We start from the raw sequence: 12,881 nt of genomic DNA on the forward strand, positions 1-12,881 counted from the left end.
TTAACAAGGTCGTAAGGAGTCTAAATGGCTAACACTTTTGCCTTGATCTTAACGTTAGCAACGTTAATCACCGGTATCATATGGTGTATAGATCGTTTCAAATTCGCCCCTGAGCGCAAGAGAAAACTTACTCAGGTTCAGGAACAGTCAGCAGGTAAGGAATCTCAGGAAGCTGCGATTAAAGAAATAAACAAGCCTACATGGTTTGAGACATTTGCATCTGTTTTTCCGGTGTTAGCCATTGTTTGGATCCTGCGTTCTTTTGTGTATGAACCTTTCCAGATCCCTTCCGGTTCAATGATGCCTACCTTATTGACCGGGGATTTCATTCTGGTGGAAAAGTTCGCCTATGGTTTGAAAGACCCGATCACGCAGACAACTCTGATTAAAACCGGTAAGCCTAAACGTGGGGATGTTGCAGTTTTTAAATACCCACTTAACCCAAGTATAGACTTTGTAAAACGGGTAATTGGTTTACCCGGAGATAAAATTGTTTACGATTACATGAACAAAGAACTTCATGTTTACCCTGGCTGTGGTCGAAATCCAGTCTGTAAAGACATTTTTCCTATCATTTATAAAACCATGTACCCAAGTGAATGGACTATCACAGATCAAGTTAAAAAAGACGGAACGATTGCCAGAGAAGTACATCAAGTTCCTCTTATGGATGTATTAGGGCCATATAGTATTCGTCAAGGGGAGCGAATTGAAACTTTGGGCAAGGTTTCCCATCATATCCTGACACTTCCACGCTGGAATATACCAGAATACACTCAGCCTGGTTTGCCGTTAGGGACTTGGGTTGTGCCTGAAGGTGAATATTTCATGATGGGTGATAATCGTGACAATAGTTCTGATAGTCGTGTTTGGGGATTTGTACCGGAGAAAAATCTGGTAGGACGTGCAACGGCTATCTGGATCAGCTTTGAAAAACAGGAAGGTGAGTGGCCGACAGGCGTACGTCTGAGCCGAATTGGTGGAATTCACTAATATTTATATATTAGCGAAGCATTAATTTATCTCCCAGTGTAGAATATTCTTTCAAACAAGATGACTGGCTTTCTAGATGATGAATATCTTAGGGAGCCAGTGCAAACGCAACAGTTTTGTAGGGCATATTGGATGTGTAATCAGGTAGCCTCACAGGTCTGTTGCGTGTGCTTTTATTTGACGGATTCTAACTGAATTGGTAGCACATGAACCCCATAATAATGAACAGGTTACAGCTTAAGCTGGGATATACCTTTACACAGAATGACTTCTTGCTTCAGGCATTAACTCACCGCAGCGCCAGCAGTAGGCATAATGAACGTTTGGAATTTCTTGGTGACTCAATCCTGAGCTTTGTCATTGCTAATGCGCTTTATCACCGTTTTCCCCGTGTTGATGAAGGGGATATGAGCCGTATGCGTGCCACATTGGTGCGGGGCAATACATTGGCAGAACTTGCCAGAGAATTTGAATTGGGAGAATGTTTACGTTTGGGGCCGGGCGAATTAAAAAGTGGTGGCCACCGTCGTGAATCCATTTTAGCTGATAGTGTTGAAGCCTTAATTGGTGCCATTTTTTTGGATAGCGATATTCAGACAGTCGAAAAGATTATTTTGAATTGGTATGAAAATCGCCTGAATGAAATTAGTCCGGGTGATAAACAAAAAGATCCCAAAACACGTTTACAAGAATATCTGCAAGGGCGCCATCTGCCGTTGCCATTATATCTGGTTGTTCAGGTTCGTGGAGAAGCACACGATCAGGAATTTACAATTCACTGTCAGGTCAGTGGATTTGAACAGCCTGTTAGAGGAGTCGGTTCCAGCCGTCGCAAGGCAGAACAGGCGGCTGCAGAACAAGCATTAAAACAACTGGAGCTTGAATGAGCAAAGAAAAAAACTATTGCGGGCTCGTTGCAATAGTCGGACGGCCCAATGTCGGTAAATCGACTTTATTGAATCAGTTACTGGGCCAAAAAGTATCAATCACTTCCCGTAAACCCCAAACGACAAGACATCGTATCATGGGCATTCATACGGAAGGCGCTTATCAGACGATTTATGTAGATACACCGGGTCTTCATATTGAAGAAAAGCGTGCGATTAACCGCCTGATGAACCGTGCTGCGAGTAGTTCAATCGGAGATGTGGAACTGGTCATTTTTGTTGTGGAAGGTACTCACTGGACACCAGATGACGAGATGGTTGTGAATAAGCTGCGTAACCTGCGTTGTCCGGTCATATTGGCTATCAATAAAGTCGACAATGTCACCGATAAAACCATTCTTCTGCCACATATTGGTTTTCTCAGTAAAAAGATGAACTTCATTGATGTTGTGCCGATCAGTGCAGAAAAAAGCATGAACATTGATACGATTGCCAAAGTTGTGCGTGATCATATTCCAGAAGCAGAACACCATTTCCCTGAAGATTACATTACTGATCGTTCACAGCGCTTCATGGCATCTGAAATTATCCGTGAAAAACTGATGCGTTTTTTGGGTGATGAACTACCCTATTCGGTAACAGTCGAAATTGAGCAATTCGCTGTTAACGAACGTGGTGGTTATACTATTCATGGTCTGATTCTGGTAGAGCGTGAAGGCCAGAAAAAAATGGTTATTGGTAACAAAGGCAGCAAGATCAAAACCATTGGAACAGAAGCTCGTCAGGATATGGAAAAACTGTTCGATGTTAAAGTTCATCTGGAACTATGGGTAAAAGTGAAAGCTGGCTGGGCTGATGATGAACGAGCTCTGCGCAGCCTCGGTTATATTGACGATTTATAAGGTTAATTTGTGGACGGCTGGCAGAGAGCCTTTGTGCTTCATGGGCGCCCTTACAGTGAAACCAGTTTATTGCTGGATTTTTTTACTGAAAATGAAGGTCGGATACGTGTTTTAGCAAAAGGTGTACGTAGTCGCCGTTCTAACCTTAAAGGTTGTCTTCAACCTTTCACCCCGTTGCTGATCCGTTGGAGTGGGCGGGGTGAAATCAAAACATTGAGGGATGCTGAACCTGTCTCTCTGGCTCTGCCTTTAACAGGTAGTGTGTTGTACAGTGGTTTGTATATGAATGAACTCTTATCAAGAGTTCTTGAGCAAGGCACTGCATATCCGGTTCTTTTTTTCGATTACCTCCAATGTTTGCAAATCCTTGCTGCAAGCGAACACACACCTGAACATGCCTTACGTCGTTTTGAATTATCTGTGTTAACTAATATGGGATACGGTGTAGACTACCTTCATTGTGCCGGTAGTGGTGAGCCTGTCACAGATACAATGACTTACCGCTATCGTGAAGAAAAAGGGTTTATTGCCAGTCTGGTTGTTGACCACTACAGCTTTACTGGCAATGAACTAAAAGCGCTGGCAGCGCGTGAATTTCCTGATACAACTACTCTGAAAGCGGCCAAACGTTTTATCCGTATTGCATTGAAGCCTTACTTAGGTGGAAAACCATTAAAAAGCCGTGAATTATTTCGCCAATTCGTGCGCAAAAAGACTGATAATTCTAATCAGAAAAATTAATATGAGATCACTCTTATTAATGGGAAATGTAAACTTTATTTTATCTAATATTATTGCAGGAGCTAAAAATGGCTGAGGTATTGTTAGGAATCAATATTGACCATATTGCAACAGTGCGCAATGCGCGTGGAACGCAATATCCTGATCCTGTGCAAGCTGCATTTGTTGCTGAACAAGCAGGCGCAGATGGGATAACAGTTCACTTACGTGAAGATCGCCGCCATATTACGGACCGAGATGTTCAGTTATTAGCAAAAACCATTCAAACACGCATGAATCTCGAAATGGCGGTTACAGATGAGATGGTAGAAATAGCCTGCCAAATCAAACCTGCTTTTTGTTGTTTAGTCCCTGAAAAGCGCGAGGAAGTCACAACAGAAGGTGGGCTGGACGTATTCGGGCAAAAAGCACATATTGCTGCTGCTGTTAAGCGCTTATCAGAAGAAGGGATACTTGTTTCCCTGTTCATTGATGCGGATCACCAACAAATTGATGCTGCTGTAGAAGTTGGGGCACCATTTATTGAGATCCACACAGGTGCATACGCAGATGCAGAAAATGATGTGCAACAGGAGAAAGAGTTCCAGCGTATTAAAGAAGCAGCGACTTATGCGGCAAGTAAAGGTATTAAAGTTAATGCAGGCCATGGATTAACGTACCACAATGCACAACGCATCGCGGCATTACCGGAGATCCATGAACTGAATATTGGTCATGCCATCATTGGTCGTGCTGTATTCAGTGGCTTGTCTGCTGCTGTTGCTGATATGAAAACATTGTTGCGTGAAGCTCGCCGTTAATGGCTATCGTCGGATTAGGCACAGATATTGTTGAAATTTTCCGTATTGAGGAAATTGTTGGGCGTTCTGGCGAACGTCTGGCAAAACGTGTCCTGAGTGATAACGAGTGGCAACAATATCAGCAACATAATCAGCCGGTTCGTTTTCTGGCAAGACGCTTTGCTGTCAAAGAAGCTGCAGCTAAAGCGCTTGGAACAGGTATCCGTAATGGCTTGGCTTTTAATCAGTTTGAAGTGGTTAATGATATTTTAGGAAAACCGACATTAAAACTTCATGGTGAAGCAGAAGCTCTGGCTGACCAACTGAATGTAAAGTCCATGCATGTCACACTGGCGGATGAACGGCGCTATGCTTGTGCGACAGTGATATTAGAAAACTAGTGAAAAATACCGTAAACCCTCGTCCAGCGTGGGCGGGGGATATAAAGAGAAAAGCCTTGTCCGATAGGATGTGAAGTAGTCACTATTGATGACACTTAAGAAACTATAAGGTCATTAGGATTATTCAGCATTACTATACTATTCAGTGAAAATAATGACCTATTTTATTGGTTTCTTTGTTATCGCCAAAAATTGTTATCAGATTTTATCTGCATAGTGCAAGAGTACAAATTTGTCCCATAGTTGTTCTTCTGTTTCTTTATGATTTGGATCGAGAATAATGGTATTTGTTATCGGACAAACAGACTGGCAGGTTGGTTTTTCGTAATGTCCCACGCATTCGGTACAGCGTTCTGGATTAATCTCATAAATCTTAGCTCCCATCGTGATAGCCTGATTCGGGCATTCAGGTTCACACATATCACAATTGATACAGCGTTTGGTAATTAGTAGTGCCATTTCAGTATTTTATGTATATAGATTTTTTAAAACAAGTGGTTAAGTGAATTCCGTATTCGTTACATTTACACGGTTCTTGTGCTTTTATACAGTATGTTTTACATTTAAAATCGATGTTCCGTAACACAAAACCGCAACACATGACTGTTTTAGGTGTCTAAAATATAGTGATGTGTGAGCTAATATATCAATATCATGATATTACGGAGTTTTTAATGAAAAGCATAGTAACACAAACGACAATCACCCCACAAAATGATGTATATTTAAGCGCCTTAGCTAGCTGGGAGTCGTGTAAGCCCCCATATACTGGCTCACACATGAAAATCTGTGTTACGGCTGCTAAGACCATATTAAAACATTTAGGTAAGCCCCGTCGATCTAAGTATGAAAAGGAAAATTACCTAAGAATAGATTTCAGCAAAGCGGGGAAGGTTACTATTTATGCCGAGTACCCTAAAAGCATGGGGTTAAAAGGCCGGAAATTAGGCGAATGGCCTGAATTGACCTTACCTATAGCCCGTGAGAAAGCTCAAGATCTGGCTAAAGAAGGCCTAACCGCTGAGTCAGTACATCAAATTTTGGATTCATACGAGAATGATTTACGAGCAAAGGTCGAACGTAAAAAACTCGGTGAACATAGTTTTTATACGTACAGTTGCAGGATAAAACAGTTACGTGAATCGTTCGAACCTCGAGAGATATATAGCGATGTTACATATCAACGTTTGATTGACGCTCTGGATGCGTGGATTGAAACAAAATCCAACAATCAGGCATTCGAACTATTTGGGGAGCTGCGCAGATTTTGGAAATTTGCCGCCCCACTGCATTGTGGAGGGAAAAACATAGCTGCCAGTATTCCCGATGATTACATTTCGTCTCGCGTGCAGCGACCTACCCCTACCCGTCGCTTTACAGATATAGAGTCTATTGCTCAATTATGGATTAATGTCGCAGCGTGCACGTCCGTTCATCAAAAAAATGCAATGCGCTACATGATATTAACTGGTGTTAGACCAATCAACGTATCAAATTTGCGTTGGGAGTATGTGAATGCTGCTGCGGGGGAAATTGTTTATCCTGCGGGGCTAATGGGTATGCGTGGGGCAATGAAAACGCAGAAAGAGTTTAGGTTACCAATCACGCCGATGTTGAAGATCATCCTTGATGAACAAAAATCGTGGAGTGATTCTGTAGATGGATGTAATCGGGACTATGTGTTTTTACAGCCCAAGAACATACAAAATCCTTTTTCTAAACGTTCTCTGGATAAAATAATTAAAACCTATAGTCCTGAAAATGCTCTGAAAGGGGTTGTCCATGAAGGAACTATCAAAGGGAAATCGAGCGCATTTAATACAATGTGTAGAAAATTCCTAAAAAGTAACATCATTGCCCAAATGCGCGCACGGGGATATTCTCGTTCGGATACCCGAGAAATTAGCCAATTATGCATGCACCATTCTGATAATCGTCCTGATCCTATGGGTGAGCATTACGATTTCTCCGACGAGATATTACAAGAAGAAATCGCGTTAAAACGTCAGGCGTTCGAAGCGCATGAAAATAGCATAATGACCCAAGTAGCGCTACTACGGCGAAAGAGTTAATACACGCTACGGCATTTTTCCTTAAATGCCATAACGTTTTTATATTCGTAGCGAACAAGTTTGGACGTAAATCTTATAGGCGCCAATGTTTTTTTATGCCTATGGTTGTTATTCCAATAGGCTAGTGTTTTTTGTGTAATGCCACCTAACAATTTACACACCTGTTCGGGGGTTAGTAAATCATCGTCTCTATATTGTGTGTTCATTTCCCTTCCCCTTTCCGATACCCTTTCCCCAAAATCACCTTGGCCACTTTCGCCGGTGTTGCTTTTCCTTCCCATGTCGCATCAAAAATAATGCTGTTCAGCTCTGTAGTGAGAATATCCTCCAAATTCTTTGGTCTTTCGTTGTAGGGTATCTGATCAGGCACTCCATTCATTACGTCGATAACCAGTGCAGCAATTTCTTCTTCCTTCCGTTCTGGCTTACGGTATCCAGCCTGCCAGACTGCATGGGTGATATCAGCAGGATCGCCCCAGACCGAGGCGATGATTTGTGTCAGGTGGAATGAGTTATTGATCATGACTGCTTTCCTCCTGTTACTGGAGCAGGGATATCATCCATATAGCACCAGTGGGTTATTTCAGAATTATCATGTTCCATCCATTCATCTTTGTCAGAATCCCACCAGTCATAGCCTATGCCAGTTATGGGTTGACCATATCCTCCGGTGTAGGTGTAATAAACAAGGCATAGGGGGCTAAAGCCGTCATCATCAACGGGCATTCCGTTTTGAACACTTACCCAAGGAATTACTTGAGTTTTCTTGCTTTCATCTGCCTTCTTCAATAACCACTCTGTCCACTCACGCCCATCATCAATGTGACCGGTCAACCCAATTTCATTCTGTGCGTTATCGATGCTGATCATTGTTGTTCTCCGCTATTTTCATCATCAAAGATAGCCATTTGGCCTGCTTCTTTCAGTGCGCTAATCATTTTCTGGCGTTTTCCTTTGGTCTTTTTGCGGGCGTTCATGATCTGGCTGCACACAGAAAGCAACTCAGCTTCGTTCTTCTCATCCTTTGCTAGCTGGTGGCGTAGTTCATCAAATCTTCCAACCATGTGATCGAGAGACGGTAGAGCATTAATCCCGATACATGAATTTCCCGATTTGAAATCGATAAATGCCTGGTTCACATCAAGCTGAAAATCCGGTCGAATCCATCCCGCATAAGAAACTGCAATTAATTCATGTGCGAATGTGCCGGGTGACATTCCCCCATTGATAACATTGATTACTTTCTGAGCAGACCCCGAATTCGGGGTCTGGAACGTTTTCAATAACTTAGCTTCGAGTTGCCTAATAAGTTCTTTGGCTTGCTTGGTTTCCAACCATTTGTTAGGCGTTTTGCTCTTACCTTCGCCACTGGCCTTGTGCAATGTGTTCAGGTTGTAGCGCCCGAGTTCATCCAGTGGAATTTCAACGCCGACAACCACGGGTAATAGTTTGCCTTTCATTACTTTTTACCTCGCTTTACGCTTTTGTTATTCTTTATTGGTGTTATCTTCACGTCTGCCACTTTGGGTGCGGGTGGCAGATGAGGGCAGACGCCCTCGTGAATGTAAAAGTTTTGTCTCATGCGGTGGATATGCTGCTTGGTGTAATCCCTGCCGTCGTCAATGTGGACTACCGTTCTGACCAGCTCGTCGTTAATGTCCACCCTCTGGTGATGTCCCTCAGTCACGGTCTGCCTCCATGCAAATGATTTTGTAAGCACGCATCACGTGATTCACCCTGCCTGTGAGAAAGGTTCTTCTGAAGAAGAAGCCGGCAGAAGACACATGAACAGGCGTAGTTAACAGGACAGCATCAACACAACGGTTATGCAGTCGGCGTTCAGTGATGAAACTGGCAATGATAATTTGTGCCGTGCTGCCTTTATCCTGATAGTCGATTTTCATTGAAACGCCCCCTTGGCTGCCAGTGTGTCACCCATGTCATTGATCATGCTCTGCCATATCTCACGCCCATAGTCCGTCAGGCAGCCATTGACGACACATTTCTCCATCAGGGCAATGGCGATAACTTCCCATGCTGGATAACTCTGCTGTAATGCTTCCAGTGCGTAACTGTCCACCAGTTCACGAATGCCTTTTGCACCTTCGACAATAGCGATATTGATTTCTGTTTTGCCGACTTGCATCGTGAAGTGAGCGCCGCCGTTACGGGTCTTTACATCGTGATAGATAGCGGCTGAATAGCTGTTCGCCAGGGCATTGAGGCGAAAGTTTTTTGTTATCATCTGAGCCTCTTGTCAATGAACGATCGGCATAGAGTCAAACTCACCAGACTCGACCGATTTAATTAAGTCATCGTGCAGGATAGAAAGCCCCTCACGCCCTTTCTCAGATAGCCGGTTACCGTTCTCTGGTTGCATATTGATAAAATCCATATACATTCTTACCGCCATATCTGCGCCTTCTTCGCTACCGCATTGCTCAAACGCGATCCCCTCAACATGGGTTGCCAACATTAGGCGCTCTGCTAGTGGGTATACCGTGATTGCAGATGCACCATTAACGTAAATAGCCGCGGTATCAGTACCGCCCTTGCCGTTATCAACCTCGCGAGTGCCGTTTCTGTCTATTTGCTCTTGCACAAATGAGGCTGACACAACCCACCGCCACAACATCAACCACTGTTCCTTGGTTGGCGCATAAAAGCCCGCTTTCCAACCATGAGAAATAGCCGCCACTAACTCAAAGCCCAGCAATAAATCGCGGTCATACTGACCCGCGTCCAATGATTTCAGCGCCTCTACATAACCTACGATTTCAGTGTTGGCCGCCTCAGTGATGACAATGACGCCATACTTGCCGTAATCAAATCCTGTTTCAGTGTTATGAGGTTTTTTCATTATTTGACCTCCGGGGTATAAACTGCTTTGTCATGTTGGTATTCACCGTTCCAGCTCTTCTTCATGGGAAGCTCACCTTTCATGTACAGGGCATAGAGGCGATGACAGCCTTTTTCCAATAACACGGCGGTGCGGGTGATAAAGGGATCCTGTCCATGCGGCTTTATCTCGTTTTCGTCTTCGGTGAGATAACGATCACGGGCATAGGAAGCGACACGCCAGCGCGGTTTTTTCTCCGGGTCTTTCTGTTCGTTGTAGAGCCAGTTCCGCTCCATCGCCCACCACATGATTTTGGTGGTATTCACCCCGTTCAGACCTTTGCAGAAAGCAGGCAGGGTCATACCTTTGGTAAAGTGCTTTTCCAGACTGCCTACCGTTGCACTCAGGGTTTTGTTTTCCCCTTCAAGGCGCTCGACGTTCTCGGCATACACAGACAGCATTGAACGCAACTTCGCGGGATTGCTTAACAACTCAGCTTCTGTTGTGATGCTGTCGCGGCGTGTGAAGTAGAACTCGGTTAAATCATCGAAATAGTTCCATGCCTGATCGGTTTCCAGCATCTTGGAGTGGTTGGCTGCACCGCGTTCTGTCCAGAGGTAAAGCTTTGTTGTGTGTTTATTAACCACCGGACTTATTGTCGGTTGGTTGGTTATTAACCTAAATTCTCTGAGTTCATCACCATCAAGGAGGAAGTAATGTTTTCCTTCCTGAAAGCGGATTTCATTACGTTTATAGTTTTTTTGGATGTTATCCTTGTCAGTTCCATACCCCGCAGCTAACTGCTCAGTAGTCACTACACGCTGGCCGCGATATTCAACAATCTGTAATTCTTTGGCTGACACTGGAACTAATTCATTTTTCTTGGTCATTATTTTGCTTCCTTAAGTTCAATCTTCATTCTGTTTGCTAAACGGCGCATAGCTCTATTAAGTGGCATTCTCATTTCTTCATCTTCTGCCGAGAAATTAGAGAGGTATTTTTTCGAATTTAAATAATCTTGCTTTTTATCTATTTCTAATCGCATACCTTGCGCCAGAGTCATTCCCATATAACCTTGTTGCGTTCTACTTCTTTTTCTTTTTGCCATTACCACCCCTCTTGAATTTTGATTTTCGCTTTTCGGATGCAGCGCAGATTATTCTTGGTGCATTCCTGTTCTTGCTTGTACTCTTGAGTTAATGAAAGTGCTTCACCCCATTTATTGGCAGCACGGCGAAATAAACCTTTGCTTTGAAGTTCTTTGGCGCTTTGTATTGCTGATTCATATGCTGTCATCATTTGCCGCCTGTTTATTCATATACCTTTTCAATTCTGAGGCTATTCGCTGGTTGTCTTTTGGGGTTCTTAATGCTTGACTATGGCTATGATGCAATGAATGTCTTTTTTCGTTATTCTCTTGGTGATATTGAGCCCATATTCGATGCTTAAGATCAGTGGCTAAATATTTGGCTCTTCCCCAATATCTGGCTGCAAGGTCGTACCTTTCTTTTTTCTCTTCCTGGATGGCTGCATCAGAAAAATCTAAATAGGTTTTATTTTTCATTCCTAACTCCTTATTTGTAATCAGTCTGAATTTAGCGTGAGCAATTCCCCAGCGATGGCGCTGTAATTAATATAATTATTTTTATTATTGAAACTAAAAAAATGATGATGCTATTTATATATATATTACTCTCCGCGAATTCGTCCTATTTCTAGTAATACATTATGGTTAATTTCAGTTGCGATACTTAAAATACAAGCATCATTCTCACTTAATCGACCGTACATCCAGAGAACTAGAAGTGCTTGCAATTTCTCTGCCAGTTCCTGAACTTTTTCTAATTCAAGATGTTTGTTTTTCATGATTATATTCCTCAGCAGCTTCCCTTAATTTTTCAGCTAATACCTTGCATTGACGATAAATACCTCTGCACATTAAATATGCGTCTACCGTGTTTCCGCTATCAATTCCACACATTAATGGAACTAATTGAACTTCAACTTCCTCTGCAATTTCGACGGCTGTTTGTAATTTATCTATCATATTCCACCCCGAGATTTTTATTCGAAGATTTCGTTTAATTTAGTAAGATCCTCAAACTGACAGACTGATAATCGTTTTACTGCACGTAACATATAGTAATAATCAGGTTCAACTTCTTGTTTAGATTCAAATTCTTCTTCTAATTCTTTCAATGATGATATTAATAAAACATTCATTTCTGCATTAATATTTATTGCATTCTTTAAGCGACATTTATCACTAGTCGGTAATTTTATTTTCATGTTATTCAACCTTATTCTGTTCTTGCTGGATTCGTTGATATATTTCTTCACTATACAGTCAAATTAATTTATTAACTCACCACAGCTCACTCGGAAATGAGCTGGAGTTAGTTGTATTAAGAAATAATCTTACTTATAAAATCATTTAAATGATGAACACAATCATAACTATCCCACACTCTATTAGTGTGTTTATCATAGAAAGCAGTGGCAATAAATTTATTACCCTTGAAAATATCATACTCAGTATCTTTTACTTCCACTAAATCAAAACCATATTTATTACAAGCAGAAACTAATTTGTTTTGAGTATTTGTTAATGTGTTCATATTTTTACCCTCAGAATTAATATTATTTATTTATAATGAGCTGGAGTTAGTTAACCTCTTTTATATAACCAGATAGAAATAGAAACTGGTCTATCACTGGGTTTAAACTGATTAAAAAAGCTAGAGCATAAATCAAAGAATGCAGATTTATTGTCACTTCTAACTGCTGCACGTGCTGTTTTACGAAATTCACTAAAACCCTTTTTGAATTGTTGCTTATTCATTTTTATTTCCTTTCAGAATTAATATTGTTTATTTTGGTTACAATTAACTATTTGTCCTATCAATTGTGATTATTTATTTGATGATGCTTCTTTAGCTTTGGCGCTTAGTAACTCAATAATTTGCTTAGCTATATCATTTGCTCTACTGCTTTTCATACTTTCTAAAATCATTACCGCTTCCAGCATTGTGTGTAAGTCGGCGCAGACTTCATTGATTGTAGTATTACTAAACATAACGTACTCCATTATTAATAATCTGACCCTGATAACTCATAATTCTCTTAACTTTAAGTTGTAATTATTAATAGATTCTTAGTAAGCATTGTTTGCTATGTATCACTCCCTCTTCCGTGTAATTTTCATTATGCATACAAGATACATTACGTACCAATGACAATCAATACAAAATGTACCCATCAATTAAC

The 12,881-nt window shown here is 41.7% G+C and carries 24 protein-coding genes and 1 pseudogene; 8 read left to right on the forward strand and 17 right to left on the reverse strand.

The genetic code is table 11. From position 1 onward, the window contains the following. Positions 1-24 precede the first annotated feature (24 nt). The 6 genes from lepB (at position 25) to acpS (ending at position 4,703) form a co-directional block, all read left to right on the forward strand. Positions 25-993 (forward strand): signal peptidase I, encoded by a 969-nt coding sequence (lepB, locus tag HGO23_RS06380; protein ID WP_209028339.1) that lies wholly within the window; start codon positions 25-27, stop codon positions 991-993. 206 nt (positions 994-1,199) lie between these two features. Further along, positions 1,200-1,880, forward strand: a complete 681-nt coding sequence (rnc, locus tag HGO23_RS06385) for a ribonuclease III (protein ID WP_099137244.1) — start codon at positions 1,200-1,202, stop codon at positions 1,878-1,880. Further along, complete coding sequence (era, locus tag HGO23_RS06390) at positions 1,877-2,782, forward strand: GTPase Era (protein WP_099137245.1); 906 nt, start codon at positions 1,877-1,879, stop codon at positions 2,780-2,782. The genes rnc and era overlap by 4 nt, the downstream gene beginning before the upstream one ends. A 9-nt stretch (positions 2,783-2,791) precedes the next feature. Then, positions 2,792-3,523, forward strand: a complete 732-nt coding sequence (recO, locus tag HGO23_RS06395) for a DNA repair protein RecO (RefSeq protein WP_209028340.1) — start codon at positions 2,792-2,794, stop codon at positions 3,521-3,523. A 68-nt stretch (positions 3,524-3,591) separates the two neighbouring features. After that, positions 3,592-4,323 (forward strand): pyridoxine 5'-phosphate synthase, encoded by a 732-nt coding sequence (gene pdxJ, locus HGO23_RS06400; RefSeq protein ID WP_099137247.1) that lies wholly within the window; start codon positions 3,592-3,594, stop codon positions 4,321-4,323. Then, complete coding sequence (gene acpS, locus HGO23_RS06405) at positions 4,323-4,703, forward strand: holo-ACP synthase (RefSeq protein ID WP_099137248.1); 381 nt, start codon at positions 4,323-4,325, stop codon at positions 4,701-4,703. Before pdxJ ends, acpS begins: the two co-directional genes overlap by 1 nt. Positions 4,704-4,901: 198 nt before the next feature. On the opposite strand, the gene HGO23_RS06410 is transcribed toward acpS, so the two are convergent. After that, on the reverse strand, positions 4,902-5,162 hold the full coding sequence (locus HGO23_RS06410; protein WP_209028341.1) for a YfhL family 4Fe-4S dicluster ferredoxin: 261 nt from the start codon (positions 5,160-5,162) through the stop codon (positions 4,902-4,904). A 215-nt stretch (positions 5,163-5,377) separates the two neighbouring features. Here HGO23_RS06410 and HGO23_RS06415 point away from each other — a divergent pair, with 215 nt between their 5' ends. Beyond that, a complete protein-coding gene (locus HGO23_RS06415; RefSeq protein WP_209028342.1) occupies positions 5,378-6,775 on the forward strand; it encodes a tyrosine-type recombinase/integrase in 1,398 nt (465 codons plus the stop codon). 202 nt (positions 6,776-6,977) lie between these two features. Here the strand turns inward: HGO23_RS06415 and HGO23_RS06420 are convergent, their stop codons facing one another. The 3 genes and pseudogenes from HGO23_RS06420 to HGO23_RS20045 all read right to left on the reverse strand — a co-directional run. After that, the gene (locus HGO23_RS06420) at positions 6,978-7,298 is read right to left on the reverse strand and encodes a hypothetical protein (RefSeq protein ID WP_209028343.1); all 321 of its coding nucleotides are present in this window, start codon (positions 7,296-7,298) and stop codon (positions 6,978-6,980) included. After that, positions 7,295-7,645, reverse strand: coding sequence for a hypothetical protein (locus HGO23_RS06425; protein WP_209028344.1), 351 nt, complete (start codon positions 7,643-7,645; stop codon positions 7,295-7,297). Before HGO23_RS06425 ends, HGO23_RS06420 begins: the two co-directional genes overlap by 4 nt. Before the next feature lie 241 nt (positions 7,646-7,886). After that, positions 7,887-8,235, reverse strand: a pseudogene (locus HGO23_RS20045) (KilA-N domain-containing protein); the annotation flags it as partial. Between the two features lie 98 nt (positions 8,236-8,333). Here HGO23_RS20045 and HGO23_RS06435 point away from each other — a divergent pair. After that, the gene (locus HGO23_RS06435; protein WP_209028346.1) at positions 8,334-8,483 is read left to right on the forward strand and encodes a hypothetical protein; all 150 of its coding nucleotides are present in this window, start codon (positions 8,334-8,336) and stop codon (positions 8,481-8,483) included. Here the strand turns inward: HGO23_RS06435 and HGO23_RS06440 are convergent. From HGO23_RS06440 to HGO23_RS06500, 13 genes are all read right to left on the reverse strand, one after another. After that, positions 8,455-8,679, reverse strand: a complete 225-nt coding sequence (locus HGO23_RS06440; RefSeq protein ID WP_209028335.1) for a hypothetical protein — start codon at positions 8,677-8,679, stop codon at positions 8,455-8,457. The genes HGO23_RS06435 and HGO23_RS06440 overlap by 29 nt on opposite strands. Next, positions 8,676-9,020 carry a hypothetical protein gene (locus HGO23_RS06445; protein WP_209028334.1) on the reverse strand — a complete coding sequence of 115 codons (345 nt, stop codon included), beginning with the start codon at positions 9,018-9,020 and terminating at the stop codon, positions 8,676-8,678. Before HGO23_RS06445 ends, HGO23_RS06440 begins: the two co-directional genes overlap by 4 nt. Positions 9,021-9,032: 12 nt before the next feature. Further along, complete coding sequence (locus tag HGO23_RS06450) at positions 9,033-9,635, reverse strand: hypothetical protein (protein ID WP_209028333.1); 603 nt, start codon at positions 9,633-9,635, stop codon at positions 9,033-9,035. Beyond that, positions 9,635-10,504, reverse strand: a complete 870-nt coding sequence (locus tag HGO23_RS06455; RefSeq protein WP_209028332.1) for an ORF6N domain-containing protein — start codon at positions 10,502-10,504, stop codon at positions 9,635-9,637. The genes HGO23_RS06450 and HGO23_RS06455 overlap by 1 nt, the downstream gene beginning before the upstream one ends. Beyond that, positions 10,504-10,722 (reverse strand): hypothetical protein, encoded by a 219-nt coding sequence (locus tag HGO23_RS06460; RefSeq protein WP_209028347.1) that lies wholly within the window; start codon positions 10,720-10,722, stop codon positions 10,504-10,506. Before HGO23_RS06460 ends, HGO23_RS06455 begins: the two co-directional genes overlap by 1 nt. Beyond that, positions 10,722-10,913 carry a PerC family transcriptional regulator gene (locus HGO23_RS06465; protein ID WP_244967908.1) on the reverse strand — a complete coding sequence of 64 codons (192 nt, stop codon included), beginning with the start codon at positions 10,911-10,913 and terminating at the stop codon, positions 10,722-10,724. The genes HGO23_RS06460 and HGO23_RS06465 overlap by 1 nt, the downstream gene beginning before the upstream one ends. Then, positions 10,897-11,178, reverse strand: a complete 282-nt coding sequence (locus HGO23_RS06470; RefSeq protein WP_209028330.1) for a hypothetical protein — start codon at positions 11,176-11,178, stop codon at positions 10,897-10,899. The genes HGO23_RS06465 and HGO23_RS06470 overlap by 17 nt, the downstream gene beginning before the upstream one ends. 125 nt (positions 11,179-11,303) lie before the next feature. Beyond that, positions 11,304-11,480: a hypothetical protein gene (locus tag HGO23_RS06475; RefSeq protein ID WP_209028329.1), complete on the reverse strand. Its 177-nt coding sequence runs from the start codon at positions 11,478-11,480 to the stop codon at positions 11,304-11,306. Continuing rightward, on the reverse strand, positions 11,461-11,661 hold the full coding sequence (locus HGO23_RS06480; RefSeq protein ID WP_209028348.1) for a hypothetical protein: 201 nt from the start codon (positions 11,659-11,661) through the stop codon (positions 11,461-11,463). Before HGO23_RS06480 ends, HGO23_RS06475 begins: the two co-directional genes overlap by 20 nt. A 17-nt stretch (positions 11,662-11,678) precedes the next feature. Next, a complete protein-coding gene (locus HGO23_RS06485; RefSeq protein WP_209028327.1) occupies positions 11,679-11,903 on the reverse strand; it encodes a hypothetical protein in 225 nt (74 codons plus the stop codon). A 116-nt stretch (positions 11,904-12,019) separates the two neighbouring features. Then, the gene (locus HGO23_RS06490) at positions 12,020-12,232 is read right to left on the reverse strand and encodes a hypothetical protein (protein WP_209028349.1); all 213 of its coding nucleotides are present in this window, start codon (positions 12,230-12,232) and stop codon (positions 12,020-12,022) included. A 50-nt stretch (positions 12,233-12,282) separates the two neighbouring features. Further along, positions 12,283-12,456, reverse strand: coding sequence for a hypothetical protein (locus tag HGO23_RS06495; protein WP_209028350.1), 174 nt, complete (start codon positions 12,454-12,456; stop codon positions 12,283-12,285). 69 nt (positions 12,457-12,525) lie between these two features. Then, complete coding sequence (locus HGO23_RS06500; RefSeq protein WP_209028351.1) at positions 12,526-12,690, reverse strand: hypothetical protein; 165 nt, start codon at positions 12,688-12,690, stop codon at positions 12,526-12,528. Between the last annotated feature and the right edge of the window lie 191 nt (positions 12,691-12,881).

It is taken from the genome of Xenorhabdus budapestensis (genome assembly GCF_017743015.1).
Classification (GTDB): domain Bacteria; phylum Pseudomonadota; class Gammaproteobacteria; order Enterobacterales; family Enterobacteriaceae; genus Xenorhabdus; species Xenorhabdus budapestensis.

Coding starts and splice junctions, on each gene's coding strand:
- lepB (WP_209028339.1), top strand. CDS start 25: ATGGCTAACACTTTTGCCTTGATCTTAACGTTAGCAACGTTAATCACC.
- rnc (WP_099137244.1), top strand. CDS start 1,200: ATGAACCCCATAATAATGAACAGGTTACAGCTTAAGCTGGGATATACC.
- era (WP_099137245.1), top strand. CDS start 1,877: ATGAGCAAAGAAAAAAACTATTGCGGGCTCGTTGCAATAGTCGGACGG.
- pdxJ (WP_099137247.1), top strand. CDS start 3,592: ATGGCTGAGGTATTGTTAGGAATCAATATTGACCATATTGCAACAGTG.
- acpS (WP_099137248.1), top strand. CDS start 4,323: ATGGCTATCGTCGGATTAGGCACAGATATTGTTGAAATTTTCCGTATT.
- HGO23_RS06410 (WP_209028341.1), bottom strand. CDS start 5,162: ATGGCACTACTAATTACCAAACGCTGTATCAATTGTGATATGTGTGAA.
- HGO23_RS06415 (WP_209028342.1), top strand. CDS start 5,378: ATGAAAAGCATAGTAACACAAACGACAATCACCCCACAAAATGATGTA.
- HGO23_RS06420 (WP_209028343.1), bottom strand. CDS start 7,298: ATGATCAATAACTCATTCCACCTGACACAAATCATCGCCTCGGTCTGG.
- HGO23_RS06425 (WP_209028344.1), bottom strand. CDS start 7,645: ATGATCAGCATCGATAACGCACAGAATGAAATTGGGTTGACCGGTCAC.
- HGO23_RS06440 (WP_209028335.1), bottom strand. CDS start 8,679: ATGAAAATCGACTATCAGGATAAAGGCAGCACGGCACAAATTATCATT.
- HGO23_RS06445 (WP_209028334.1), bottom strand. CDS start 9,020: ATGATAACAAAAAACTTTCGCCTCAATGCCCTGGCGAACAGCTATTCA.
- HGO23_RS06450 (WP_209028333.1), bottom strand. CDS start 9,635: ATGAAAAAACCTCATAACACTGAAACAGGATTTGATTACGGCAAGTAT.
- HGO23_RS06455 (WP_209028332.1), bottom strand. CDS start 10,504: ATGACCAAGAAAAATGAATTAGTTCCAGTGTCAGCCAAAGAATTACAG.
- HGO23_RS06460 (WP_209028347.1), bottom strand. CDS start 10,722: ATGGCAAAAAGAAAAAGAAGTAGAACGCAACAAGGTTATATGGGAATG.
- HGO23_RS06465 (WP_244967908.1), bottom strand. CDS start 10,913: ATGATGACAGCATATGAATCAGCAATACAAAGCGCCAAAGAACTTCAA.
- HGO23_RS06470 (WP_209028330.1), bottom strand. CDS start 11,178: ATGAAAAATAAAACCTATTTAGATTTTTCTGATGCAGCCATCCAGGAA.
- HGO23_RS06475 (WP_209028329.1), bottom strand. CDS start 11,480: ATGAAAAACAAACATCTTGAATTAGAAAAAGTTCAGGAACTGGCAGAG.
- HGO23_RS06480 (WP_209028348.1), bottom strand. CDS start 11,661: ATGATAGATAAATTACAAACAGCCGTCGAAATTGCAGAGGAAGTTGAA.
- HGO23_RS06485 (WP_209028327.1), bottom strand. CDS start 11,903: ATGAAAATAAAATTACCGACTAGTGATAAATGTCGCTTAAAGAATGCA.
- HGO23_RS06490 (WP_209028349.1), bottom strand. CDS start 12,232: ATGAACACATTAACAAATACTCAAAACAAATTAGTTTCTGCTTGTAAT.
- HGO23_RS06495 (WP_209028350.1), bottom strand. CDS start 12,456: ATGAATAAGCAACAATTCAAAAAGGGTTTTAGTGAATTTCGTAAAACA.
- HGO23_RS06500 (WP_209028351.1), bottom strand. CDS start 12,690: ATGTTTAGTAATACTACAATCAATGAAGTCTGCGCCGACTTACACACA.